Origin of the sequence: Shimia thalassica, from assembly GCF_001458215.1 — a bacterium.
Classification (GTDB): Bacteria; Pseudomonadota; Alphaproteobacteria; order Rhodobacterales; family Rhodobacteraceae; genus Shimia; species Shimia thalassica.
Genome location: NZ_CYTW01000005.1, coordinates 209,740 through 234,679, shown reverse-complemented (window position 1 = coordinate 234,679; position 24,940 = coordinate 209,740). Strand labels below are relative to the sequence as shown.

The 24,940-nt window shown below is 57.9% G+C and carries 26 protein-coding genes and 2 tRNA genes; 12 read left to right on the top strand and 16 right to left on the bottom strand.

The features are described 5' to 3' along the window. Positions 1-3 precede the first annotated feature (3 nt). The 4 genes from arsB to PH7735_RS17965 form a co-directional block, all read right to left on the bottom strand. On the bottom strand, positions 4-1,056 hold the full coding sequence (gene arsB / locus PH7735_RS17980) for an ACR3 family arsenite efflux transporter (protein WP_058312804.1): 1,053 nt from the start codon (positions 1,054-1,056) through the stop codon (positions 4-6). Then, positions 1,057-1,572: an arsenate reductase ArsC gene (locus PH7735_RS17975; protein ID WP_058312803.1), complete on the bottom strand. Its 516-nt coding sequence runs from the start codon at positions 1,570-1,572 to the stop codon at positions 1,057-1,059. A gap of 12 nt (positions 1,573-1,584) precedes the next feature. Then, complete coding sequence (locus PH7735_RS17970) at positions 1,585-1,917, bottom strand: ArsR/SmtB family transcription factor (RefSeq protein WP_058312802.1); 333 nt, start codon at positions 1,915-1,917, stop codon at positions 1,585-1,587. Positions 1,918-2,049: 132 nt separating this feature from the next. Beyond that, positions 2,050-2,517, bottom strand: coding sequence for an Lrp/AsnC family transcriptional regulator (locus tag PH7735_RS17965; RefSeq protein WP_058312801.1), 468 nt, complete (start codon positions 2,515-2,517; stop codon positions 2,050-2,052). A 126-nt stretch (positions 2,518-2,643) separates the two neighbouring features. Here PH7735_RS17965 and PH7735_RS17960 point away from each other — a divergent pair, with 126 nt between their 5' ends. Continuing rightward, complete coding sequence (locus PH7735_RS17960; protein WP_058312800.1) at positions 2,644-4,056, top strand: aminotransferase class V-fold PLP-dependent enzyme; 1,413 nt, start codon at positions 2,644-2,646, stop codon at positions 4,054-4,056. Here PH7735_RS17960 and PH7735_RS17955 read toward each other — a convergent pair. The 8 genes from PH7735_RS17955 to PH7735_RS17920 form a co-directional block, all read right to left on the bottom strand. Then, a complete protein-coding gene (locus PH7735_RS17955) occupies positions 4,053-4,472 on the bottom strand; it encodes a PaaI family thioesterase (RefSeq protein ID WP_306341232.1) in 420 nt (139 codons plus the stop codon). The genes PH7735_RS17960 and PH7735_RS17955 overlap by 4 nt on opposite strands. A 51-nt stretch (positions 4,473-4,523) precedes the next feature. Then, positions 4,524-5,123, bottom strand: coding sequence for a cytochrome b/b6 domain-containing protein (locus PH7735_RS17950; RefSeq protein WP_058312799.1), 600 nt, complete (start codon positions 5,121-5,123; stop codon positions 4,524-4,526). A 15-nt stretch (positions 5,124-5,138) separates the two neighbouring features. Continuing rightward, positions 5,139-5,582: a c-type cytochrome gene (locus PH7735_RS17945; protein ID WP_058312798.1), complete on the bottom strand. Its 444-nt coding sequence runs from the start codon at positions 5,580-5,582 to the stop codon at positions 5,139-5,141. 202 nt (positions 5,583-5,784) lie between these two features. Beyond that, positions 5,785-6,570, bottom strand: a complete 786-nt coding sequence (locus PH7735_RS17940; protein ID WP_058312797.1) for an SDR family NAD(P)-dependent oxidoreductase — start codon at positions 6,568-6,570, stop codon at positions 5,785-5,787. Then, complete coding sequence (locus PH7735_RS17935) at positions 6,563-7,588, bottom strand: phosphotransferase family protein (protein WP_058312796.1); 1,026 nt, start codon at positions 7,586-7,588, stop codon at positions 6,563-6,565. Before PH7735_RS17935 ends, PH7735_RS17940 begins: the two co-directional genes overlap by 8 nt. 13 nt (positions 7,589-7,601) lie before the next feature. Next, positions 7,602-8,270: a histidine phosphatase family protein gene (locus tag PH7735_RS17930; RefSeq protein WP_233488349.1), complete on the bottom strand. Its 669-nt coding sequence runs from the start codon at positions 8,268-8,270 to the stop codon at positions 7,602-7,604. Then, positions 8,267-9,259 carry an NAD(P)H-dependent flavin oxidoreductase gene (locus PH7735_RS17925; protein ID WP_058312795.1) on the bottom strand — a complete coding sequence of 331 codons (993 nt, stop codon included), beginning with the start codon at positions 9,257-9,259 and terminating at the stop codon, positions 8,267-8,269. The genes PH7735_RS17930 and PH7735_RS17925 overlap by 4 nt, the downstream gene beginning before the upstream one ends. Before the next feature lie 177 nt (positions 9,260-9,436). Beyond that, entirely contained in the window at positions 9,437-11,059 is a 1,623-nt protein-coding gene (locus PH7735_RS17920) for a long-chain-fatty-acid--CoA ligase (RefSeq protein ID WP_058312794.1), read from the bottom strand. A 194-nt stretch (positions 11,060-11,253) separates the two neighbouring features. Between PH7735_RS17920 and PH7735_RS17915 the strand changes: the two genes are divergently transcribed. Then, the gene (locus PH7735_RS17915; protein WP_058312793.1) at positions 11,254-12,168 is read left to right on the top strand and encodes a pirin family protein; all 915 of its coding nucleotides are present in this window, start codon (positions 11,254-11,256) and stop codon (positions 12,166-12,168) included. Between the two features lie 39 nt (positions 12,169-12,207). On the opposite strand, the gene PH7735_RS17910 is transcribed toward PH7735_RS17915, so the two are convergent. Beyond that, positions 12,208-12,804 carry a TetR/AcrR family transcriptional regulator gene (locus PH7735_RS17910; protein ID WP_058312792.1) on the bottom strand — a complete coding sequence of 199 codons (597 nt, stop codon included), beginning with the start codon at positions 12,802-12,804 and terminating at the stop codon, positions 12,208-12,210. A 98-nt stretch (positions 12,805-12,902) separates the two neighbouring features. Between PH7735_RS17910 and PH7735_RS17905 the strand changes: the two genes are divergently transcribed. The 8 genes from PH7735_RS17905 to PH7735_RS17870 all read left to right on the top strand — a co-directional run bounded on the left by PH7735_RS17905 (position 12,903) and on the right by PH7735_RS17870 (position 18,992). Next, positions 12,903-13,145 (top strand): hypothetical protein, encoded by a 243-nt coding sequence (locus PH7735_RS17905; RefSeq protein ID WP_058312791.1) that lies wholly within the window; start codon positions 12,903-12,905, stop codon positions 13,143-13,145. A 129-nt stretch (positions 13,146-13,274) separates the two neighbouring features. Further along, positions 13,275-14,561 (top strand): homoserine dehydrogenase, encoded by a 1,287-nt coding sequence (locus PH7735_RS17900; RefSeq protein WP_058312790.1) that lies wholly within the window; start codon positions 13,275-13,277, stop codon positions 14,559-14,561. A gap of 83 nt (positions 14,562-14,644) precedes the next feature. Continuing rightward, positions 14,645-15,328: a ceramidase domain-containing protein gene (locus tag PH7735_RS17895; RefSeq protein ID WP_058312789.1), complete on the top strand. Its 684-nt coding sequence runs from the start codon at positions 14,645-14,647 to the stop codon at positions 15,326-15,328. Between the two features lie 68 nt (positions 15,329-15,396). Beyond that, complete coding sequence (gene glpX, locus PH7735_RS17890; protein WP_058312788.1) at positions 15,397-16,362, top strand: class II fructose-bisphosphatase; 966 nt, start codon at positions 15,397-15,399, stop codon at positions 16,360-16,362. A 3-nt stretch (positions 16,363-16,365) separates the two neighbouring features. Beyond that, on the top strand, positions 16,366-16,929 hold the full coding sequence (locus PH7735_RS17885; RefSeq protein ID WP_082645303.1) for a cysteine hydrolase family protein: 564 nt from the start codon (positions 16,366-16,368) through the stop codon (positions 16,927-16,929). Next, on the top strand, positions 16,926-18,668 hold the full coding sequence (recJ, locus tag PH7735_RS17880; protein WP_058312787.1) for a single-stranded-DNA-specific exonuclease RecJ: 1,743 nt from the start codon (positions 16,926-16,928) through the stop codon (positions 18,666-18,668). Before PH7735_RS17885 ends, recJ begins: the two co-directional genes overlap by 4 nt. A 127-nt stretch (positions 18,669-18,795) precedes the next feature. Continuing rightward, positions 18,796-18,870 (top strand) — tRNA-Glu (locus PH7735_RS17875). Between the two features lie 47 nt (positions 18,871-18,917). Further along, positions 18,918-18,992: transfer RNA gene (locus PH7735_RS17870), tRNA-Glu, on the top strand. Positions 18,993-19,140: 148 nt separating this feature from the next. Here the strand turns inward: PH7735_RS17870 and PH7735_RS17865 are convergent. After that, complete coding sequence (locus tag PH7735_RS17865) at positions 19,141-20,784, bottom strand: sulfatase-like hydrolase/transferase (RefSeq protein WP_058312829.1); 1,644 nt, start codon at positions 20,782-20,784, stop codon at positions 19,141-19,143. Positions 20,785-21,023: 239 nt separating this feature from the next. Next, positions 21,024-21,932, bottom strand: coding sequence for an ABC transporter transmembrane domain-containing protein (locus tag PH7735_RS17860; protein WP_058312786.1), 909 nt, complete (start codon positions 21,930-21,932; stop codon positions 21,024-21,026). A gap of 165 nt (positions 21,933-22,097) precedes the next feature. On the opposite strand from PH7735_RS17860, the gene PH7735_RS17855 reads away from it, so the two are divergent. Next, on the top strand, positions 22,098-22,931 hold the full coding sequence (locus PH7735_RS17855) for a universal stress protein (RefSeq protein WP_082645302.1): 834 nt from the start codon (positions 22,098-22,100) through the stop codon (positions 22,929-22,931). 46 nt (positions 22,932-22,977) lie between these two features. Next, entirely contained in the window at positions 22,978-23,724 is a 747-nt protein-coding gene (locus PH7735_RS17850; protein ID WP_058312784.1) for a YbaY family lipoprotein, read from the top strand. Positions 23,725-23,796: 72 nt separating this feature from the next. Here PH7735_RS17850 and PH7735_RS17845 read toward each other — a convergent pair whose 3' ends face one another. After that, entirely contained in the window at positions 23,797-24,765 is a 969-nt protein-coding gene (locus tag PH7735_RS17845) for an alpha/beta fold hydrolase (RefSeq protein WP_058312783.1), read from the bottom strand. Positions 24,766-24,940 lie beyond the last annotated feature (175 nt).

The following is a 24,940-nucleotide window of genomic DNA, read 5'->3' as shown; positions in this document are numbered from 1 at the left end:
CCTTCAGGAAGAGAACCAGCCGCGTGTGCGGTTGGAAAAAGCAACAAGAGACAGCATCACGGGCACTTCGACCAGGACGCCAACAACGGTGGCCAATGCCGCGCCGGACCCAAGCCCGAATAAAGAGATCGCGACGGCAACAGCCAGTTCAAAGAAGTTCGATGTTCCGATCAGCGCACAGGGCGCGGCCACGTTAAACGGCACATTCCATGCGCGCGCGGCACCGTAGGCAATGAAGAAGATGCCATAAGACTGGATCATCAGGGGGATTGCGATCAGCACGATCACCAGCGGTTTATCGAGGATCACCTGTGCCTGAAAACCAAACAACAGAACAACCGTCAACAACAGCCCGCCAACAGAGGCCGGACGCACCTTGTCTTTGAAGGCATCTACCGCGTCCTCGCCGCCTTTGGCGACCAGCCTGCGCCGTGTGAGAATACCGGCCGCCAGCGGCAGTGCGATATAGAGCAACACGGACAGGATCAGGGTTTCCCAAGGCACGACAATGTCTGTGACCCCCAGCAACACCGCCACGATTGGCGCGAAGGCGAAGATCATGATGATGTCATTTACGCTGACCTGCACGAGGGTATAGTTGGCATCCCCGCGCACAAGGTTCGACCAGACAAACACCATCGCCGTGCAGGGCGCGGCCCCCAGCAGGATAACGCCTGCAAGGTATTGCGTGGCATCTTCGGGCGCGATCCATGGCGCGAAAATCACCTCGAAAAACAGGACGCCCAGCGCGGCCATCGTGAAGGGTTTGATCAGCCAGTTCACAACAAGCGTGATGACCAGCCCCTTGGGCTTGCGCCCGACCTGCGACAGTGACCCGAAATCGACGCCAACCATCATGGGATAGACCATGGCCCAGATAAGCACGGCCACAGGCAGGTTTACCGACGCCACCTCGAGGCTGGACAACCAGCCAAAAACACCGGGCATCAGGCTTCCCAACAGGATGCCCGCGCCAATCGCCAATGCCACCCAAAGGGACAAAAGACGTTCAAAAGTGCCGAGTCCTGCCTCGACCTGTGCTGCGTGATCGGTCATTCAGCCCTCGTCTGCCAAAGTTGTGTTTTTGCCGATGTCATCCAGTTTCTGTTGCAACGAGAACTGGTCCAATGCGTCAAGCGGCAGGTGTGTGAAGATAGAAATCCGGTTGCGCAACATCCGGTAGGCATCCGCAAAGGCAAGACGCTTTTCGGCTTCTGTGCCCTCGGCGATAGTCGGGTCCGGTACCCCCCAGTGGGCGGTCATCGGCTGTCCGGGCCAGACGGGGCATTCTTCCCGAGAGGCCTGATCGCAAACGGTAAAGACAAAATCCATCTTGGGCGCATCCGCCGCCTCGAACTCGTCCCAGCTTTTGGAACGCGCAAAGGAGGTGTCGTGATTGATGCCCTCAAGCAGTTCGAGCGTAAAGGGATGTGGCTCCCCCCGTGGACGGGATCCGGCAGAAAAGGCGTTGAACTTTCCCATGCCCTCACGCCGTGTGATGGCCTCGGCCATGAGAGAGCGTGCAGAGTTTCCGGTGCACAGAAACAGTACGTTATAAGTCTTGTCGGTCATTGGCCCGTCCTTTCAGCATTTGCAGGCAATGTCTTCAATCAGGGGTCCGCACAGGTCCGGCCGTCCGCCGCAGCAGTCTTGCAGCAGGAACCCCAAAAGCCCCCGCAACCCGTCCGTATCCGCAAAGTACCGTATGGCACGCCCTTCGCGCGTGTTCTTGACCAACCCCGCCGACAGCAAAACCGAGAGGTTTGCCGACATCGTATTTTGACGCACGTCCAGAGCTTCGGCGATTTCGCCGGCCAACATGCCGGCCTCGCCCGCACGAATGAGCAACCGGAAAACATCCAGTCGGGTTTCCTGTGACAGGGCGCCAAAGGCGGAGAGGGCTGATAACTTATCCATATATCATGAATTATTGAAATATTAGGTGAGTCGCAACATCTTCTTGCCCCCGAAGGCGTGAACTTTTTATGACAGATCGGCTGTCCCCAGCCCTTTCCCAAGGCCGGACCACGCAGAAAAAATCAGGCGAGATTATCCAAATACGTCGAGAGGGCGGTCTTCCAGCATGGTTTCCATAGAGAAGTAACCGGTGACGGTTTCCAGCTCGATCCCTGTCGTCAGACGTTTGTAAACACTGTCATAGCCGCCCATGCCGCGGGTCACGACCTTGAGCATATAGTCCCAGTCGCCCCCGATCCGGTGCATTTCCGCGACTTCGGGAATGCGGCTGACATGGGTGCGGAAGGCTTCGATCCATTCGTCGGAATGGCTTCTGGTTCGCACCATGACAAACACCGTCAGGTCCAGCCCGATCTTGGCCGCATCCACCTTGCGGCGGGTCCCCAAAAAGAATCCCCCCTTTTCCAAGGCCTGCAAACGGCGCCACAGTGCATTTTGAGACAACCCCACGCGGTCTGCCAATTCGCGTTGAGACAAAGATCCGTCTTTCTGGCTGACATCCAGAATGCGACGGTCAATTTGATCCAATTTTTCTTTCATACTCTATCAAATGACACAAATTTTGTGACATTCCAAAGATTTTCAACGAAGTTTATCCAGAATTGCCAACTTATATTTGAGTGACACCACTCACGGACACCTCATCACTCACGCGGACCTCAGCCAATGTCTTTACAACATCAAAGCATCGCCTCTTTCGAAGCACACCTGCGCGCCCTGCCCGACCCTGCTGCGGCCCTGAGCGCGGGACAGATCGGCAAAGACATGACCATCGAGACACCTTTCGGGCGCAAACCTCTTGTTTATGCAGACTATATTGCGTCTGGTCGCCCACTGCGTCAGGTCGAAGAGTTCATCATGACCGACGTTCTGCCCTATTATGCCAACACGCACACGTCGGATTCCTTTTGCGGGGCGGCGATGTCCACCTTGCGCGAAGAGGCCCGTCAGGTTATCGCCGAGAAATGTGGGGGCACGGTCGAGGAACACGCCGTGATTTTCTCGGGATCGGGCGCAACATCGGGGCTGAACCAGCTGGTGCATGTGCTGGGCGTGAAAGATTCGGTTGCTGCGGGGCGTCCCGCCTTTGTGATCACCGGCCCTTACGAGCACCACTCGAATATTCTGCCGTGGCGCGAAAGCGGCGCCGAGGTCATCGAGATTGCCGAAGCGGCAGATGGCGGCGGACCTGATCTTGAACTGCTGGACCGTGAATTGGTGCGGTGTACGGCCCAGGGTCTGACCATTGCCGCCTTTTCCGCCGCCTCGAACGTGACCGGCATTTGCACTGATGTGCCCAGTGTGACCAAGATCGTGAAAGCGCGCGGGGCCGCGATGGTCTGGGATTATGCCGGTGGTGGGCCATATCTTCCGGTTGGCATGACCCAGCCCGATGGATCTGCCATCGACGCCGTTGTCTTGTCTCCCCACAAGTTCATTGGCGGTCCAGGGGCAAGCGGTGTTCTGATCATGCGCCGCGATGCCGCCCGCACCCAGAAGCCCAGCCGCCCCGGTGGCGGTACGGTGGCCTTTGTGAATGCGCATCGTCACGATTACGTAAAACGTCTGGAACAACGCGAAGAAGGAGGGACGCCGAATGTGATCGGCGACATCCGGGCTGCGCTTGCACTGGTTGTGAAGGACGTCCTTGGGCAAGAGTATATCTCTGCCCGGAATGCCGGGAACGCGAGGAAGGCCTTTGCGGTCTGGGGAACCGTTCCCGGCATCGAAATTCTGGCATCTGACAAGGAAGACCGCCTGCCGTTTTTGTCATTTGTGCCCAGAGACGCAGAAGGCGCGCGCATGGATTACCGTGTGTTTACGCGCGCTTTATCGGATCGGTTTGGCATTCAGGCGCGGGGCGGCTGTTCCTGTGCGGGGCCCTATGTGCACCACCTGATGGGCATTGACGACGCGCATTCCGACGCGATCCGTGATGAGATCCTGTCAGGTGACACCGCCAGCAAACCGGGGTTTGTGCGCCTCAACCTCAGCTATCTGATGGATGATGCGACGATTGACTATATCCTGAATGCCGTGATCGAGCTGGCTCAGCTGGAGGTCGCAGAAGCCGCCTAAAGTGTTGTCTTTCGGTATTTGAAAGCACCAGAGCCGCGCGCGATCACTTCGCCGGTTTCATCCAGGATTGTGGCCTCGGCAAAGAACGTCGAGGCCCCTCCTCCGACTTTACGGCCCTCGGCGATGAGCAAAGCCCCCTTGGGACGGCTGAGAAAGTTCGTGGTCAGCGAGAGGGTCAGCGCCAGCCGTTTGTGATCGGGATCCCCCGTAAAGCACCCCGCATAGCCCATGACCGTGTCCAGCAACGTCGCATAGACCCCGCCATGCGGCAGGCCGGCACGATTGGACAGGTAATGTTCGATCGGCAGTTCAAGCCGCGCGTGATCCTCGCCCCAGTGGGTCAGGTGGAACCCGAGATGTTTTTGCAAGGCATAGGGAGATTCATCGAGGCGGGCGTCGAGAGGTGTCATGGTCATGCGGAAACTCTAGCGTGTTGAAACGGAGCTGGAAATCCCGCAATCGCAGGCTCAGCCTTTGTCTTTGCGCACAAGTTTCCATCCTGTCAGCATCGGTGTCACGAGGTTTTCGCCTTTGTAGCGTTTGTAAAACGCAATCGCTGCCACGTGCAACACGACAAAGACCGCGATCAGCAGTGCCATCTGGTGATGCAGCTTGGTTGCTGACCGGTTTGCCTCGGAGCTGACCATATCCGCCAGCGGTCCGACATTGATATAGTCGTCCGGATCGGCAAACAGCCCCGTAGACACCTGAACAATCAGGGCTGCCAGCATCGCAAACACCGACAGCGCCCCGATGGGATTGTGTCCCGGCCAATAAGACGGCGTCGGATTTTTCAGGGTCTTGGCATAGCGCAACGTGGCGGCAGGCCCGAACAGGAAATGGGAAAACCGTGCGGGGGCCGGACCAAACAGCCCCCAGACAATGCGAAACACCAGCAGGGCGATCACGGCGTATCCGAAATAGAAGTGCAAGGTCATGATATTTGGACCAAACTTGCCCAAAAACCACGCCGAGCAGACGCAGATCACCAAGGACCAGTGAAACAGTCGTGTGCCCACGTCCCACAGTTTCACCTGCGAGACGCCCTCGGGGATCTGCTTTGTCATGTCGGCGTCCTTGGCTTATTCGGCGCGATACGCTGTGTGGCAGCCTTTGCACGAGCCACCAAGAGCGCCCAGTGCCCCGGCCATTTCGCCTTTTCCTTTACCAGCAACATCCTGCATTGCACGGGCGGCCGCGCCAAAATCGCTGGCTTTGGCGGTTACGCCGGGAAGGTCTTTCCAGATCGCAGGCAAAGCACGCGTGTCTTTGACGTCATCTGACGATGTTCCGGGGGCAAACAGAGGCGCGAGCTTATAAGTGCTGAGCACGACCATATTGTCAGCAGCGGTTTGGGCCGCGTCAGCGTCATAGTCGACTTTGCCTTGGGCCATGCCGGCAAGAACGCCCATATTGGCACCAAGCAATTTGAAATATCCCTGGCGGGCTTCGACAGTTTTTTCTGCGGGACCTGCCAGCGAGAGGGCTGGCGCGGCGATAAGAGCGGCAATAAGGGCGTAACGCATTTGAGTAGCTCCGAAGTAAAAGTGGCTGATCAATTGTACCAAACGTACATCTACACCGTGACACTCGGCGAAAAGATTCTCTAGACCCTTTCGAATTCCAATTGCAGAATGCGAATAACTTGGCAGGTTCCTGCCTAACATCAAACCAAAGCCCGACTTTGCGCAGGGCAAAGCCGGGCTTTGGTTACTTTTGCCACAAACCTCAGATCGCGGTCAGGCCGCCATCCAGCGCAATGGCCTGCCCTGTCATAAAGCTGTTTTCGGGAGCGCAGGCCCACAGCATCGCCTGAACGATTTCTTCGGGCTGGGCAACGCGACCCATGGGAATCCGTGACGTGATCGACCCAAGCGCCTGTTCCCTGCTGATCCCGCCGCGAGAGCTGACCTGTTCGGCCATTTCCTCGACCATCGGGGTGATCGTAAACGCGGGGCACAAGGCATTTACGCGGATTTTCTTGCGGGCGTATTCGTCCGCCGCCGCACGAGTCAGCCCCACAACGGCATGTTTCGCTGCCGCATATCCCGATAGCATCGACGCGCCGGTCAGACCTGCCGCAGACGACACATTCAGGATCGCGCCGCCGCCTTGGGCGAGCATAAAGGGCAGTTGCACCTTCATACACAGAAAGACGCCACGGGTGTTCACCGCATAGTTTCGGTCGAACTCTTCCGTGGTGAGCATATGCGTCGGCGCAAGGTTGTGTCCGATACCCGCGTTGTTGATACCCACATGGATCGCGCCCAGCGCCTCTTTGATGTGGGCGCCATGCGCCATGACCTGCGCCTCGTCGGAGACATCCATCACATCTGTGACAACCGTTGTGCCATTGGCACGCAGGGCATCGGCGACCGCGCCAAGGGCCTCTTCGGAAATGTCCGAAAGGGCGAGTTTGGCCCCTTCTGCGGCAAAGCGTTCGGCGGCCATCTTGCCAAAGCCGCTGGCCGCGCCGGTGATCATTACCACCTGATCCTGATAGCGTTTATCCATGTTTCGAGGCCTCCAGACCTGCATTAGCAAAGAGCGGCACATAGGTGCCCATTTTGGCCGCCCGTTCCGGATCGGATGCATTTCCTTCCAGCCCGCGTTTTTTCACGCCCTGGATAATTGCCGCCATCCGGAAAAAACAAAACGCAAGGTAGAAGCCGAACTTTTCAATGCCGGGCAGCCCCATGCGGTGGCAATAGGCGCCGACAAAGTCCCGATCCGACGGGATACCGAGCGCCGCGCGATCAACCCCCTGAAGGCCGCGTCCCGCACCGCCGGGGGGCATTTGCCATTGCATGATCACGGCTGCCAGATCCGCATAGGGATGGCCAATGGTCGAAAGTTCCCAATCCAGTACCGCCACGCAATCCGTGCCGTTTGCGTCAAACAGCAGATTATCCAGGCGGAAATCACCGTGGACCAGTGTCCGCTTGCCATCGTCTTCGGGCATGTTGGCATTCAGCCAGTCGATCAACTGGTCCATCGCGGGCACGGTTTCAGTTTCCGAGGCGCGATACTGTTTTGTCCAGCGGCCGACCTGACGTTCGAAATAGTTGCCCTCGGGGCCGTAGTCCGACAGGCCTACGGCAGAGATATCCACCGAATGGATCGCCGCCAGCACCTTGTTCATCTGGTTAAAAACCGCGGAACGGTCTGCGGTGTCGAGTTCCGGAATGCGGGGATCGTCGAAATTGCGGCCCTGCACGCGGTCCATCACATAGAACATCGAACCGATCACATCGTCGTCTTCGCACAGGACATGCATGCGTGCGACAGGCACGTCCGAGCCCGCCAGCGCCTGTTGCACGCGGAATTCGCGATCCACGGCATGGGCGGACTTGAGCAGGACTCCCGGCGGTTTGCGGCGCAAAACGTATTCACGCGCAGGCGTTTTGAGCAGGAAAGTCGGGTTTGATTGACCGCCTGCGAATTTCTCGGCCGTCATCGGCCCCTCAAACCCGTCAAGGTTCTCCGACAGCCATGCGGCCACCGCGTCGACATCCAATGTGCTGGTGTCCATAAGCCTTCCTCCCTCAGCTATAGGTCAGCATTTCTGCTTCGTTGTCGGCCTGAATATGCGGGGTTTCATTGAACCCGTGCAGCCATGTGCCATTGCGCGACACAACAAACCGCGCCACGGCACAGTTTCTGACCTGTAATTGCAGCGCGATCATCTGATCCGCTGGGCCGCCCGTGATTTCGGCGACAGTCTGGCCAATCGCACCACCGGACGAGACCGCCAAGGGCACTTTGGCCCCGCTTGCGGCAATCACCTCGCGGGCCTCGCGCACCCGGGCGGAAAAGTCTGCAAACCGTTCGGGCGGATTTTCGATTTCCTCGTTCTGCCACATCAGCACGGTATCGCGCAGCGTGCGAAAATGCTGTCTGCGGTCATCATGCATGCCCTCTGGCGCGCCGCCCTTGGCGAACCGCGCATCCAGAAGACCTTTGAAGTCGAATTCGTTCAACCCCGGCAAAATCACCGGATCAGCATCGAGGTTCATGCCTTTGGCCATGCCCTCCCATGTCTGGCGGTGACGTTTCATCGCCCCGATAAACACTTTGTCCGGCTGCACGCCCTGACGACGCAGGGCGCTGCCCAAGGCCTCGGACTGGCGATGACCCAAAGGGGACAGGTTGTCATAATCCGCCGCCCCGAAAGACGCCTGTGCATGGCGCACAAGATGAAACATCTGGCTCATACTGCCATACGATCCTGCAAACGTGCATAGGCGGCGTGGTATTCACGCTCGATCCGCGAGACCAGATCTTCTGTGGTGCCTTGTGACTTTACCGCGCCGATGCCTTGTCCCGACCCCCAGATGGTTTTCCACGCTTTGGGCTTTTCGCGGTCACTGCCAAAGCTCATGGTGGACACATCGCCATCGGGCAGATTGTCGGGGTCCATGCCTGCATTTTTAACAGAGCCTTTGAGGTAGTTGCCCCAGACACCGGTAAAGAGCGAAGAATAGACGATGTCTTCGGCGCTGCTGTCGACGATCATGTCTTTGTAACCCTGATCTGCGTTGGCCTCGTCCGTGGCAATAAAGGGCGACCCGATATAGCCCAGATCCGCGCCCATCGCCAAAGCCGCCAACAGGGAATCCCCCGTGGCAATCGATCCGGACAGCAACAGCGGCCCGTTGAACCATTCACGTATTTCGCTGATCAGGGCCAAGGGCGATTGCGGCCCCGCATGTCCGCCGGCACCGGAGGCCACGGCAATGAGACCATCAGCCCCTTTTTCAATCGCCTTTTTGGCAAACTTGTTGTTGATCACGTCATGAAGCGCGATGCCGCCACAGCTGTGCGCCGCTTCATTCACTTCGACGCGCGCCCCAAGCGAGGTAATCCAGACAGGGACCTTCCAGTTCACGCAGATTTCGAGATCCCGCTCGAGACGCGTGTTCGATCGGTGCACGATCTGGTTCACCGCAAATGGCGCGGCGGGTTTGTCAGGGTTTTCCTGATTGTGACGGTCCAGCTCTTCGGTGATCTCTTTCAGCCATGCGTCTAGCAGAGGGGACTCGCCCTCGGCCTCGCGGGCATTCAACGCCGGAAAACTCCCGATCACGCCAGCCTTGCACTGGGCAATCACCAGCGCCGGCACGGAAATGATAAACAGGGGTGACGCCACAGCAGGGATTCTCAACCCCTGCAGGGCCTTCGGCAAATGACTATCGCCAGACATGCGCTTCTCCTCTTCGCTGCCACATACCCGACGGTATGTCATTCGAAGCGCAACGCAAGGCTTCATAAACACGACATTGCGTCACTTGCAAAAACAGGTCCGGTTTTGAAGGGCCTTCCCCTGAAACGACAGATTGAGCGCCGTGGCGCTCAATCCGGTTCGCGAGGCATCACCGCCTTAAATGGTAGGCAGGGTGTGATCCGCAAATTGCTTGCGCAGGGTCAGCTTGGACACTTTGCCCGTTGCCGTCATCGGCAACTCTTCGACAAACACGATGTCATCCGGCAGCTGCCATTTGGCGAAATGCTCTTCCAGAAGCGCCATCAGCGCGGCCTCTTCCGGCTTGCCATCCGGTGTGGGCACCACCACGAGAAGCGGGCGTTCGTCCCATTTGGGATGGGGCACGGCGATCACGGCGCAATTGCCCACTTGGGGGTGTGCCATGACCGTATTTTCAAGATCCAGAGAGCTGATCCATTCTCCGCCCGATTTGATAAGGTCCTTGGCACGATCCGTGATGGTCAGATAGCCGTGGGTGTCGATTGTGGCGACATCCCCCGTGCCAAACCAGCCTTCGGCATCAAAGGCCTCGGCGTTGGCAGCGTCGTTCTTGAAATACCCAGACGAGATCGCATTGCCGCGCACGAACAGTTCACCGGCGGCGACACCATCATGGGGCAAACGCACGCCATCTTCGTCCACGATTTTGAGGTCGACGCCGAACACCCGACGCCCCTGTTTGCCTTTGATGGCCACCTTTTCGGCCAAGGTCAGGTGATCCAGATGCTCGGGCAAGTTGCCTTGGGTGCCCACGGGGCTCATCTCGGTCATGCCCCATGCGTGGCAGACATTGACGCCGTTTTCCTCGAAATACTGGATCATGCTGGCAGGTGCCGCAGAGCCGCCGACAACCATGTCGCCAAAGCCTTCGGGCACGCGACCCTGTTTGGCAATCTCGCCCTGAAGCCCGAGCCAGACCGTTGGAACACCCCATGCAGAGAAGACCTTTTCCTCATCCATCAGTTTGAAAAGGCTTTCCCCGTCCAGCGCGCCGCCCGGAAAGACCAGAGAGGCCCCGGTCAGAGGCGCTGCATAAGGCAGCCCCCATGCGTTCACATGGAACAAGGGCACAACAGGCAGGATTTTCTTACCGGGTTTGAGCGCCGCTGGCAGGGAAATGCCCACCATCATGGCATGCAGCACGGTCGAGCGATGGGTGTAAAGCGTTCCCTTCGGATTGCCGGTTGTGCCGGACGTATAGCACAGCCCCGCGGCGGTTTCTTCGGAGAAATCGGGCCAGTCATAATGGTCCGATTGCCCGTCGAGCAGGTCTTCGTAGCACAAATAGTCGCCTTCGGGCATATGCGCCCTGTCGGTCATAACCACCACTTTGAGGGTGTCGGGCCACCGTGCGCGCAACGCGGCCACCAAGGGCACAAAGGTGGTATCAACGAACAGCATCGTGTCTTCGGCGTGGGTGATGATATAGGTCATCTGCTCGGCCGAAAGGCGCGGGTTGATCGTGTGGCAGACGCTACCGATGCCGGAAATCGCGTAATACAACTCGAAGTGGCGGTATCCGTTCCACGCCAACGTCGCGATGCGGTCTCCGACCTCTGCGCCCTGCGCCTTGAGCCCGTGGGCAAGCTGCGCAACCCGCTTGGCGGTGTCGGCATAGGTGGTCCGGTGAATGTCACCTTCGGTGCGCACCGAGACAAGCTCGGCAGTTGGATGTACTTCTGCGGCAAACGTTAAAATGTCCGATACTTTCAACGGACGCATCATCATGGAACCTAGCAAATTCTGCCCTCCCCAGCGGATTAGTTGGTTCAATTGCCCCTACCCTATGCTGGGCCGGTCCATTTTTGGAAATGGTATTTGGGATTTTGCCGTCACGTCGCCTTGGTGCAAATTTGCACAGTTCGCGTTCGAACTGTCAGAGTTGCCGCAGTGTTGTGCAGAACCTAGTTTGTAGGACGAAAAGGAGATGCATCATGTCAATCAGACCTGTTCTCGAAACGCGCGCCGCCCAACCTGTTATCGAAGGTGCAGGCGTGCATTTGCACCGTGCTTTCGGTTTTCAAGATCCGTCCGAACTGGACCCGTTCCTGATGATGGATCATTTCCGCAATGACGACCCGGCCCAGTATCAGGCGGGGTTTCCATGGCACCCCCACCGCGGGATTGAAACCATCACCTATGTCTTGTCGGGATCGGTCGAGCATCAAGACAGCCTTGGCAACACCGGCACACTGGGGGCCGGAGACGTCCAGTGGATGACGGCAGGATCGGGCATTCTACATCAGGAAATGCCAGCCCCCGACAGGGCCGGCGTGAACCACGGGTTTCAGCTTTGGGCGAATTTGCCGTCCGATTTGAAGATGACCTCGCCCCGCTATCAGGATGTCGAGGCCCGCGAGATTCCGGAAATTATCGATGATGACGGCACAAAGGTGCGCATTGTTGTGGGCAATTTCTGGGGCAAGCGCGGTCCTGTGGACGGTATTGCCGCAGACCCGCAATACCTTGATATTTCCATCCCTCCGGGCGTCAAAAAGACCCTGCCGGTGGACACCTATCGTCAGGCCTTTGCCTATATCTTTGAAGGTGATGCCGCTTTTGCGGATGCGTCAACCCCAACCGGAATCCTGCTGGAAAAAGAAGTGGGCGGAGAAGAAGTGCATATTCGCGACATGTCCGGCGACCGGACGCTGGTGCGGTTTGGCACGGGCGACGAGGTCACGGTTCAGGCAGGTGAACAAGGCGTGCGCTTTTTGTTGATTTCAGGCGCCCCCATTCGGGAACCCGTGGCATGGCATGGCCCGATTGTCATGAACACCCAAGAAGAATTGCGCCAGGCCTTTCGCGATCTGCGCAACGATACGTTTATTCGCGAAAGCGGAATGTAGGGCGGTTGCGCACCGCACTGTAAAAAACTTGCGTCGCCGCTAGGGGTTAGCGGCGACAGATTTGCGCACCATATCCCAGTAGATCTGCTCGACCTCTTCCAGAGACAGGCGTCCGCCTTCCTGAAACCACGTATTGACGCCCGTCAGCATGGCAATCACGGCCATGGCTGCAATCTTGGTATCAGAGACCGCAAACACGCCGTCGCTCTGACCCGCGCTCAGGATGTCTTCCAGCCCGTTTTCATATTGCCTGCGCAGACCTTCGATGACTTCGAAATTCTCGGGCGTCAGATTGCGCAATTCCATATAGGCGATGAAGACCTCATCGGGGCGTTGCGAGTGAAAGTGGATGTGAAACCGTGTAAACGCCTCGAGGCGCGCCATGGCATCCTGTCCGCTGTCGCCGGTTGCGGCGCGGGCCGACAACAGGTCGTCCATGTGGCTGCGCATCAGTTCGAACAGCAAGGTCTGTTTGTCCGGCGTATAATTGTAAAGGGCACCGGCCTGAACGCCGACCTCTTTTGCAATCTGGCGCATCGATACGGCGGCATAGCCATGGCGCGAAAACAACGACAGCGCGGCTTCGCGCACACGCGGTCCTGTGATATCGGAATGTGACCCTGCAGTTCTTGCCATACATTCAGGTTAACTGAACACACGTTCAGTTGAAAGCCCTGCTTGCTCTCTTATGCTGGTTGAGGCAAAAAGCGGGAACTGCAAGCTCAGGTCCTATCATGCGCCCTCTTTTGACCCTGACAGTTTTGTCCTTCCTTGCCGCTTGCGCGGAATTTCCAGACGTGGCTCAAGCGGTCAGTGACAGTGCCAAACGCGCCCCCTTTCCCGATCTGATTCCCGTGGACGACATTCTGATCGAAGATGCGGCCCGTCTGGACGAGAACAGCGACGATCAACTGATTGCACGGGTTGATCGCCTGAACCGTCGCGCCAATGAATTGCGCACCCGCCCCATCGAGTAGAAACCGCGCAGACAGGCCCGCGAAATCGCTATTTCTGCGGAATGCGTCGCGCGGCGTCGCATGCTGCATTGCACCCTTTGGGGCAAGAGGGTAAACGGCAAATCAGAAACACATGTAAAGGAGAGCATGATGACCACCCCCCTGCGTCTGGGTATCGCCGGATTGGGCACTGTTGGTGTCGGCGTTGTGAAAATTGTTCGTCAGAAGGCAAATCTTCTGGCCACGCGCACAGGTCGCCCCGTGGTTATCACGGCCGTCTCGGCCCGCTCGCGTGACAAAGACCGCGGCGTGAACCTGAGCGACTTTGCCTGGGAAGATGATCCGGTGGCCTTGGCCAAACGCGATGATGTTGACGTTTTTGTCGAACTGATGGGCGGGCACGACGGCCCTGCCAAAGATTCGATCGAGGCCGCCATCGCAACTGGCAAGGATGTTGTCACAGCAAACAAAGCCCTGCTTGCCCATCACGGACAGGCATTGGCGGAAGCCGCAGAAGCTAAAGGATGCGTGATCCGGTTTGAAGCGGCGGTTGCCGGTGGCATCCCTGTAATCAAGTCCCTGACTGAAGGTCTGGCTGGCAACGAAATCACCCGCGTCATGGGCGTGATGAACGGCACCTGCAACTATATCCTGACACGGATGCAGGATTCCGGTCTGCCTTATGAAGAGGTTTTCGCCGAGGCCGACGCTCTTGGGTATCTCGAAGCCGATCCGAATCTCGACGTGGGTGGCATCGATGCCGGTCACAAGCTGTCGCTGTTGTCATCGATCGCCTTTGGCACACAGGTCGATTTCGACGGGGTCGAGTTGGAAGGCATCCAGCGTATTTCCATCGAGGACATCCATCAGGCCGCAGATCTTGGATATAAAATCAAGCTGCTGGGCGTTGCCCAAATAACAGGCCGTGGTCTGGAGCAGCGCATGTCGCCCTGTCTTGTGCCCGCCGACAGCCCGTTAGGTCAACTGAAGGGTGGCACCAATATGGTGGTGATCGAAGGCGACGCGGTTGAGCAGGTTGTCTTGCGCGGCCCCGGTGCTGGTGAAGGCCCGACGGCGAGTGCCGTAATGGGCGATGTCTGCGATATCGCGCGTGGCCTGCGCATCACGACCTTTGGCGTGCCTGCGGCCTCTCTCGAGAAGGCCAAGGTGGCGCAATCCAATTCGCCTGCCCCTTATTATCTGCACCTGACATTGCAGGACCGTCCCGGTTCTTTGGCCAAGGTTGCGACCGTGTTGGGCGACAACGGCATCAGCATCGACCGGATGCGCCAGACCCGCCACAACGACACCAATGCGCCGGTCCTGATCGTGACGCATAAAACCACACGCGCCGCATTGGACGCGGCCGTTGATGCCATGACCGAAACGGGTGTGATGGCCAACCAGCCGGTCGCCCTGCGCATCGAAACCGTGTGAGACCCGTCGCAAGACAGACATATTGACGTGATAGGCGCGGCGCAGACATGCGGCGCGCCTTTTTTATAAGTGATTGAGTTAAAATGGATTATGCAACCTATATCGACTTGTATTGTGAGCGCACGGCGCCGGGGTTCTGGAACGAGCCTATCAATGCGATCTCGAATATTGCCTTTCCGCTTGCCGCGCTCTGGGCATGGGTCGAAGCCCGCAAAAACCCGCCTGTTCCGCTGGCAATCCATGTCCTGATCGTTTTGGCGGCGCTGATCGGTGTGGGGTCCTTCCTGTTTCACACCTTTGCAAACAGCTGGACCGAACTTGCGGATGTAATCCCGATCTGGTCGTTTGTCGCGCTTTACGTTTTGGTCTCGATCCATCTGATCGGGGGCGTTGCTCCGGGGCGCATTCTGCGGATTGCCGCCATCGTCGGCGCCGTTCTGGTGGTCTGGTTTCTGGCGTCGGGATCCCCCGAGGCCGACGCATCACATGCCCACGGCCATTCGCATTCGCCATTCAATGGGTCGCTTCAATACGCACCGGCCCTCATCGCCCTTGTGGTCTTTTCAATCATCACGTGGCGCAGGCATCACCCGATGGCGCCATGGGCGATTGCGGCGACTTTGGTCTTTGGTGCGTCTTTGACATTTCGCACCATCGACATCTCTTATTGTAGCGCTCTCCCATTAGGCACTCACTTCATGTGGCACCTTCTGAATGGGCTAATGGTGGGTCTGTTGTTACAGGCCCTCGTGCGAAACCGCCTTTGATGCTTGTGCCCAAGGGCGCAGGCGTCTAAACCCTTTTGTCAAAATACCTATCTTCAAGGATTGTTTTCATGTCGACCAAAGCTGAATTTCAGGATCGAATGTTGTCGTTGGGCCTCGCCCGTGTTGCCGAGCAAGCCGCATTGGCCTCGGCCAAGCTTGTTGGCCGTGGCGACGAAAAAGCCGCAGACCAAGCAGCGGTCAACGCCATGCGCGACCAGCTGAACCTGCTTGATATTGCTGGTGTCGTTGTTATCGGCGAAGGCGAGCGCGACGAAGCGCCAATGCTGTTCATCGGCGAAGAAGTTGGCACCGGAAACGGCCCCGGCGTTGACATCGCGCTGGACCCGCTGGAAGGCACAACCCTGACCGCAAAAGATATGCCCAACGCCCTGACCGTTATCTCGATGGGTCCTCGTGGGTCGATGCTTCACGCACCTGACGTATACATGGACAAGCTGGCCATCGGCCCGGGCTTTGAAAAAGACGTCGTATCGCTGGACATGAGCCCGAAAGAACGTGTTGAAGCGCTGGCCAAAGCCAAAGGCTGTGACGCGTCTGACATCACGGTTTGTATTCTCGAGCGTCCACGCCACGAAGACATGATTGCAGAAGTCCGTTCAACCGGCGCGGCGATCCGTCTGATCACAGACGGTGACGTTGCAGGCGTGATGCACTGTGCAGAAGCCGAAATCACCGGCATCGACATGTATATGGGCTCTGGCGGGGCACCCGAAGGTGTTCTGGCGGCATCGGCGTTGAAATGTATGGGTGGTCAAATCTGGGGGCGCCTGTTGTTCCGCAACGACGACGAGCGTGGCCGTGCTGCAAAAGCAGGCATCACCGATCTGGACCGCATCTACAGCCGTGACGACATGGTCACCGAAGACGTGATCTTTGCCGCCACCGGCGTGACCCAAGGGTCGCTGGTTGAAGGCATCAAGACCGAGCCCGGCTGGGTCACAACAGAAACACTGATCATGCGTTCGAAAACCGGTTCGGTGCGTCGTATCGTATACCGCACTCCGGTGGAATAATCCGTGTCGCGCGCTCTCATCCTGATTGATATTCAGGAAGGGATGGACAGTCCCCTTTGGGGCGCGCGTAACAATCCGGACGCTGAACATAATGCGGCGCGCCTTTTGTCCCGGTTTCGGGACGCAGGCGCGCCGCTTTTTCATGTGTATCACCTGTCTACGCGCGCCACCTCGCCACTGCATCCCGACAACGGCGGCACGAAGATCAAGGCGATCGTGGCGCCGCGCGACGGTGAACCTGTGTATTCCAAACAGACCAACTCTGCCTTCATCGGCACCGCGTTAGAAAGTGATCTGCGCAAGGCCGGCGTGACGGGTGTGGTGATTGCGGGGCTGTCGACACCTCAGTGTATTTCGACCTCTGTGCGCATGGCGGCCAACCTCGGGTTTGATACATGGCTGGCGCATGATGCCTGTGCCGCATTCGAGACCCACGCCGACAACAGCTGGAGCGACGGGGCACCCAAAATGACTGCTGATGACATTCACCGCGCAGAAGTCTCGATGCTTCATGGCGAATTTTGCCGCGCTGATAGCACAGACGCGATACTCGAGGCCCTGACATGAGCGACTATCTGGATGTTTCAACCTCGCTCAGCGGACGGCGCTGGGTGGGGCCCTCAATCGAGACCAACCGCGCAGCGGAACTCTTGGCGCAGGACACCACCCTGCCCCCGGCATTGTGTCAGGTTCTGGCGCGCCGTGGCGTGGATGCAATGAACGCCGCCTCGTTTCTGGACCCGAAGCTGGCGGATCTGCTGCCCGACCCGCGATCCCTGAAAGATATGGAAAAGGCCGCCACCCGTTTCCTTCAGGCCGTCAGGAACCGCGAGCGGATTGCGATTTTTGCCGATTACGATGTGGATGGTGGCACCTCTGCGGCCCAGTTGATGACGTGGCTGCGCCAGATGGGCGTTGCGTCGACGCTCTATATTCCGGATCGCATCGACGAGGGCTATGGCCCGAACGAAGCCGCGATGGAAGCTTTGGCACAAGCGCATGACCTGATTGTCTGTGTCGATTGCGGAATTCTGTCCCATGGGCCAATCGCGGCCGCAAAAGGGGCTGATGTGCTGGTGCTGGATCACCACCTTGGTGGGGAAACCCTGCCACCGGCCTTGGCCGTGGTGAACCCCAACCGGCAGGACGAGACCGGCGACCTCGCGCACCTTTGTGCGGCGGCGGTTGTTTTCCTGATGCTGGTTGAAGTGAACCGTCAGATGCGCGACTCCGGCGCCAAGGGACCAGACCTCATGGCCATGCTGGATCTCGTGGCCCTTGGCACTGTTGCCGATGTTGCGCCCCTGATCGGTGTGAACCGCGCCTTGGTGCGACAGGGGCTCAAGGTGATGGCCCGACGGGAACGGGTTGGCATTGTGGCGCTGTCGGATGTCTCGCGCATGGAGACCGCCCCCAACACCTATCATCTGGGGTTTCTGCTGGGGCCACGTGTCAACGCCGGAGGACGCATCGGTCAGGCCGATCTGGGTGCACGGCTTTTGGCCACGGACAACCCACACGAGGCCGCAGCCTTGGCCGAACGTCTGGATGCCCTGAACACCGAACGGCGCGATATCGAAGCCTCGGTGCGTGCCGCAGCCCTTGATCAGGCCGAAGAACGCGGTCTTGACGCGCCGTTGGTCTGGGCCGCTGGTGAAGGCTGGCATCCCGGTGTTGTCGGCATTGTCGCAAGCCGTCTCAAAGAGGCGACAAACCGTCCTGCGGTCGTGATCGGGCTGGATGACGCGGAAGGCAAAGGCTCGGGGCGTTCTGTTTCGGGCGTAGACCTTGGGGCCTCGATCCAGAAACTGGCGGCCGAGGGTCTGCTGATCAAGGGCGGGGGGCACAAGATGGCCGCCGGTCTGACGGTTGCACGAGATATGCTCGAACCGGCTATGGCGCGCCTGAGCGAGCTTCTGGAAAAACAGGGGGCCGGACAGGGTGGCCCTGCCGATTTGAAACTGGACGGTATGCTGATGCCGACGGCGGCGCGGATCGAGCTGATCGAGGATATCGAAAAGGCGGGTCCTTTTGGTGCGGGTGCCCCTGCCCCGCGTTTCGTATTTCCGGACGTTGAAATCCTGTTTGCAAAACGCATCGGGGACAGCCACCTCAAGATGACATTCGGAGACGGTTTGGGCGTGCGCATCGATTCCATTTGTTTCGGGGCTTTTGATACAGCGCTGGGTCCTGCCCTGCAGAATCACAATGGCGCACGGTTCCACCTTGCCGGTCGTCTGGAAATCAACGAATGGGGCGGCCGCCGCAATGTTCAGCTGCGTCTGGAAGATGCTGCTCCGGCCTAGGAAACACCGTGTTTTATGCGCCCTGACGGGCCCTGCGGGAAGCGCCCGCAATTATTTTTCAAGACTCTGAAATTTCTGCTTGCGCACATCAAGCGCTTTGCATAAATACCGCCTCACGCTTCGGAATGGCCCGTTCGTCTATCGGTTAGGACGCCAGGTTTTCAACCTGGAAAGAGGGGTTCGATTCCCCTACGGGCTGCCACCGAAGCTGTTTCCATACTCGGAAACCCCTGAACTTTTGGTTCAAGTGGCCCGTTCGTCTATCGGTTAGGACGCCAGGTTTTCAACCTGGAAAGAGGGGTTCGATTCCCCTACGGGCTGCCACTTTTCCCGAACATCGCAAAATCCACAAAGTTGTCAGGACCTTACGCTGTCCGCGCCATTTTTGGCGGTGCGGGTGTTATCCTCCCCGCTGGCGTGACACCAAAGCGGGGACTTGAGTTTCACACCAAAACTGCAGAGCCAGATGTGCCTAGGTGTCGAGATAGGATTTCGGGGCGGGACCGCGATAGTTTTCGGTCAGCTCTTCCGGTATTTCCGAACCATCGTAAAGAAACGGCAAAATCCCTTTGCGCAACGAACGTCCGCGCATGGCCTTGATGTCCTCTTCGGATTTGGTCACGCGCTGTGCCAAACGCCGGCCCCACTGTGCGAGATAGCCATAAAGCCTGTCTATTTCAGCTTGGTGGGCGTCGCCCTTGGCCAGATCGTGAAACTCTTCGGGGTCTTCTTGCAGGTCAAACAGCATCGGGCGAAATCCGCCTTCGGCATGCATCAGTTTGTACCGGCCATCGAACACCATGAACAGGCGTGCGTCGCGGGGTTCCAGCCCAAGTTTGACGCATTGGGGCGTCGCGGAGTAGTCGTATTCACTGATCGCGAATTCGCGCCAGTCCGGGGTTTCTCCGCGCAGCCAAGGCAGCAAAGACCGCCCCTCGATAATGTGGTCAGGCACCTTGCCGCCGGCCACCTCGACAAAGGTCGCGGCCAGATCAATTGATTCCACCAAGGCATCGCATGTGGTGCCGCGCGTTGCATCCGCCTCGGGGCGGGGATCGTAGATGATCATGGGCACCTTCACGCTGGGTTCGTGAAACAGATCCTTTTCACCAAGCCAATGATCGCCCAGATAATCGCCATGATCCGAGGTCAACACAATCATCGTATTGTCCATGCGTCCGCTGGTTTCCAGATATTCGAGAAGAACGCCAAGCTGGTCATCACATTGTTTGATCAGACCCATATAGGCGGGGATCACCTTTTGCCGGACATCCTCCCGCTGGAAGGCCTGCGCAATCTTGTTACCCATATAGGCACCGAACACCGGATGGGGGCTGTCTTGCTCGACCTCGTGGCGCGTGGGCTGTGGCACATGGTTGGTGCCATAAATGGCGTGATAGGGCGCGGGCACGATATAGGGCCAATGCGGTTTGATAAAACTGACGTGAGCGCACCACGGTGCACGGGCCTGTTCGATGAATTCAATTGTCTTTTGGGTCAGCCACGGTGTTTCGCTGTCTTTTTCGCGGATGTTGGCGGGTTTGTCCGCATTGGCGAACATCCACCCCGAGGCGACGTCCCCGTTTTCGTCGATTCCCGCATTGGCAAAATCCGCCCACGGGTTTTCCGAAGGATAGCCCTTGGATTTGAGGTATTCATTATAGGGCGACCGTTTTTCGTCATAGAATCCGTCCGGCCCTTCGGCCCACAAACCATCATCGCGAATCCATGAATCAAAGCCACATTCGGCCTGTCTGGCGCCGATTTCGCTGTCGGGACTAAGCCCCAAACGTGCAATCCCGTCAGCGTCGGCCTTCATGTGGGTCTTGCCCAGTAGCCAACAGTCCATCCCTTCGCGCCGCAGGTGGTCGCCCATGGTATGTTCGCCAACACGCAGGGGGAACCCGTTCCATTGCGCCCCGTGGCTAGAGGTGTAGCGCCCTGTATAAAAGCTCATCCGCGAGGCCCCGCAGATGGGGGACTGCACATAGGCGTTGGTAAACCTGACACCCATTCCCGCCACCCGATCAAAGTTGGGCGTGTGTAAATGCGGATGACCGGCGCAGCTCAGATAATCAAACCGCAGCTGGTCGTACATGATGAACAAAATGTTCACTTTGTTTTTGGTTGTGTCGGCCATGGATCACCTCGCTGCGATTTCAGGGGGCCACGACAGATTGGCACCTCTGGGAATTTGGATAGTCTTGCCGGTAGGTGGCACGACTTGGCAAAAAACTGCAAGTCGGCGGGATCGGGTAGATCCGTCTCAAAGGTTGCAATGGCGGGTCTTTCGCTCCGTCCCCACCACCGTGGAAACAGATCGGCGCGCGCAGATCATCTGGGTCGCGGATTGGCTTACTTTGGGACAACACCGGCCGCATCGCGCAAAAGCTCGAATTTGACCCGTGTCGCGCTGACCTGTCTGTAAAAGGCAATCAGGAACGCCGTCGGGGCCTGAAGACGGCCAAGACCCATCGTGGCCGCAACCACGGTGCCCACATCCGTTTCACCAACCAGAACAAGGCCTCCACCCAGCAAAAGCACCGAAACGGTCCCTGCCCCGTTGACACTGCTCAGCACGAACTTGGTCGACAGCTTCCATTTGAACAACGATTTGCGCGTTTCATAAATGCGGTCAAACTCGGCGCCTATTTCATCAGAGACCTTTGCGATGGTGTCCGCGGAAATCTCGGCGGTGGCGCGGCGCAGCACATGAACGCGTTCCGAGATAAGCATGTTTACCCTGCGCTGCGTATAAAGCACCACGATCACCTGCGGGACAATCATGAACAGTGCAATCAGACCCAGACCCGGCTGTGTCGCAACAATAAAGCCAATCACGCTGATCAAGGTGCCCAACTGCATCACGGGTTCGGAAAACGCACTGCCCGTGAACTTGCCAAGGTCTTCGGCCTCGGCCGAGACCATCGTCGCCACGGCACCGGCCCCGTCGGGGTCGGGATGGGCGCCAAAGCCGATAATGATACGGTTCCGGATGCGCCGAATGACGTCTTCGCCCAGAAGGTTCGAAAGATAGCCCGACACCCATTTCAATGTGAGCGACAACAAGATCGCGCCCATCATCCAGACACACATCCAAAGCAGCCCGGTTTTGTCGATGCTGCTTTCGGTCAGTCCGTTAATGATGTCCTTTTGAAAGTTCAATGGCACCGCTGCCAGTGCGGCGATGGCCATCGAGATCAGGATCAGGAGAATCTGCTGGCGGCCGCTGACGCGCCAAATGGTGGCATAGAGATTGAACACGTCTTTGCTCCGAAACAAGTGAGGCGATACTGGGAGTTACGCGGCCCCTTGGCAAGAGAGCGCCGACGAAAGAACATAAATCTTCAAAAAGGGATTTTATATCGCGGCGGATGACATATCTTTGAGGATGAGCAAACCGCTTGATTAGTGGGAAAGGGTTTTGAAATGAAATCAATAGTAGTGGCGACCGACCTCTCTGAACGTTCAGATCGCGCGATGCACCGTGCGCTTTTGCTGGCCAAGCAACATGACATCCAACTGCATGTGATTTCGATTGTGGATGCCGCAATGCCAGATGATCTGGCCCGTCCTTTGCGGCTTTCGATTGAAGAACGTCTGCCCGTTCAGATTGACGCGCTGAACACCGGTGCCTCTTATGATGTTACGGTAACCTCGGGTGATATCACCGAAGCGCTGACCCAGTTTGTGGTCGCGAAAGAGGCGGATCTGGTTGTTCTCGGTCTGCACCGTCCCCGCACATTCCTGGATAGTTTGCGTGAAACAACGATGGAGCGCATTGTGACAGCCAGCACCGTTCCGGTTTTGCTGGTCAAGGAATCAGCCGACCACGACTATACCTCGGTGCTGGGTCTTGTGAGCTATTCCAGGGCCTGTGCGACAGTGGTTGATGCGGCGCTGACCCTTGCGCCTGAGGCCGAGGTCAAAGCCATTCACGCGCTGCATGTGCCCTATGCCGGTCTTACAGGTGGGGATACGGACTCTGAAATGGCGAAAGCCGTCCGCCAAGAGGCCGAAGCAGAGGCCGCGAAGTGGTTGGAAACCGTTCCCTCCGAGAACGACAACTTTGAACACACCATCGTCACAGGTGGTTTGCGCGGTATCTTGATGCAGACTGTTGCGGATACAAAACCAGATATGCTGGCCATTGGCGCGCATACCCGCTCGGGGTTGTTTTTGCACCGGATCGGTGGATTTGCCGCCGAACTGGTACGCGAGCCCCCGACCGATTTGTTGATCGCACCGCCTACCGGAAACTAGGCCTCGTCTGGATGACACCGCACATTACACAAAAGGATTGTTCCGTATGTTGAAATCGTTTCTTGCGTCCGCTGCCCTTGCAACCTGCGGGGTTGTTGGTGCGGCCAGTTATGCCGCCGCTGACACCGTTTCGGGCACGGCAACATATCTTGAGCGTATGGCTGTCATTCCCGGCTCGGTACTTGAGGTCAAACTGGTTGATGTGTCGCGTGCGGATGCGCCTGCGATCACAATGTCGTCCCAGCGTATGTCGCTCAAACGGGTGCCACAGCCGTTTGAGCTGACCTATGATGCGACCCTGATTGACGAGCGGATGCGCTATAACATCGAAGCTTCCGTGACCTTCAAAGGCAAACTCTTGTTTCGAAACACATCGGCACATCCTGTTCTGACGCAAGGCAATGGCAACACAGTCGAGGTGGTCATGCAGAAAGTCTCAACGCCCGCCAAGGAAACCCCGGACTTTGACGGAACAACATGGGAAGCCTTTGAACTGGGAGGCCGGATGCTGGTGTCGGATATCAAACCCGTCGTGACCTTTGCCGAAGGCGGCGTAGGCGTCTATGCTGGCTGCAACAGGTTCCGTGGCCCCGTCGAGGTCGGCCCCGAGACCATGAGCTTTAAAGGCCCCATGGCCGGAACATTGATGGCCTGCCCTGCCCCTTACGACAAGCTCGAGAAAACCGTTCTGAAAGAGCTGGAAAAAGTCACCGGTTATGTGATGAACGAAGAGAGCCTTGCGCTGACCAACAAAAACGGCGTGACGGTCATGCGTTTGGCAAAGCAGAAGTAAGGCACCGGATGTGCGCGACGGGGCATCGGGCATCGTCGCACACGTTTCCTCGGAAAAACCGCGCGGTGCGGGTCAAACCGTCAATCGGCGCAGCACCAGATCGTCATAGTAGGTTGGCCCCATCAGCGTTTGGAAGAAACCGTTGTGGCCGCCATGGTTGGTCATGATGATCTCGAGGTTCTGATCCTTGACCAGCGTGCCCAACTCTTCGCCCGGCACGATTGGGTCATCAACAGACCCGATCGCGGTGACCGGAACGGGGCACCCGACCAGATCCCCCAGCCCAACCGCATAGTCTGCGAAGTAGGTCGCCGCATCGGGGTATTCGCTGTAATGCTGCATAAAGACCTCTGTGGCGCCGGTGATCGTCGGCTGTGCCACCATTGGGGCCACATCATAGAGATCCGGAAAGGCCGCCTCTTTGGTGCGAAACGTCCGGTGCAGCTTGCGACGGAAATAGCGACGGATAAGAGGATCGGCATCGATTTTCTTGCCCACAACGCCGGGATTGATGACCGGGCTGATGGCAAAAATGCGCGACAGTTCGGAAATCGGGTGGTCTTTCAGATGGCGCGCCACACGCAGGGCAAAGTTGCCCCCCAGTGAAAAGCCCATCAAAGACACGGGTCCATGCGGCGCCAGCCGTGCCGCATGCGCAATCGCATTAAACACTTCGACAAAATGTGCGGCATGAAAGAAGCCTTCGTTCAGATGCAGCGTGTCGCCGTGATCCAACAGGTTGATGCGCATCACCGAAAAGCCCTGCTCGAACAGGAAACGTGACGACGACACCACATAGGTCGAGTCGACATGCCCCAGCCACCCATGCACCACCAACACCGTGCCACGGCCTTGCGGGTTCTCTGAAAGCATGGCGGTGGTTCGAATGCCATCCCCACAATCCAGCATCAGGGGCTGTGCCACCTCCTCCATCGCGCTGGTGCCGCGTTTGCGCAAAGGCAGGCCTGCCAAAACCGTTTGCACAAAGGCAGGCCGCAGAAAACGCGGGGGCAAATAGTCGGGTTCTGGATGCTGGTACATGTTTCACTGAACTCTGGATTTGGTTCTGGCAGCATAAATGCGCACAGGTCGCCCGCACAGCCCGCATGGACCAGAATTGCGATGTTGGACGAAACGTCAGATGGCCTTTGGGTCACGCGTCATCGCAGCGCACGGCGTATCGCCTAGATTGCAATCACTTTGGAATCGGTCTAAC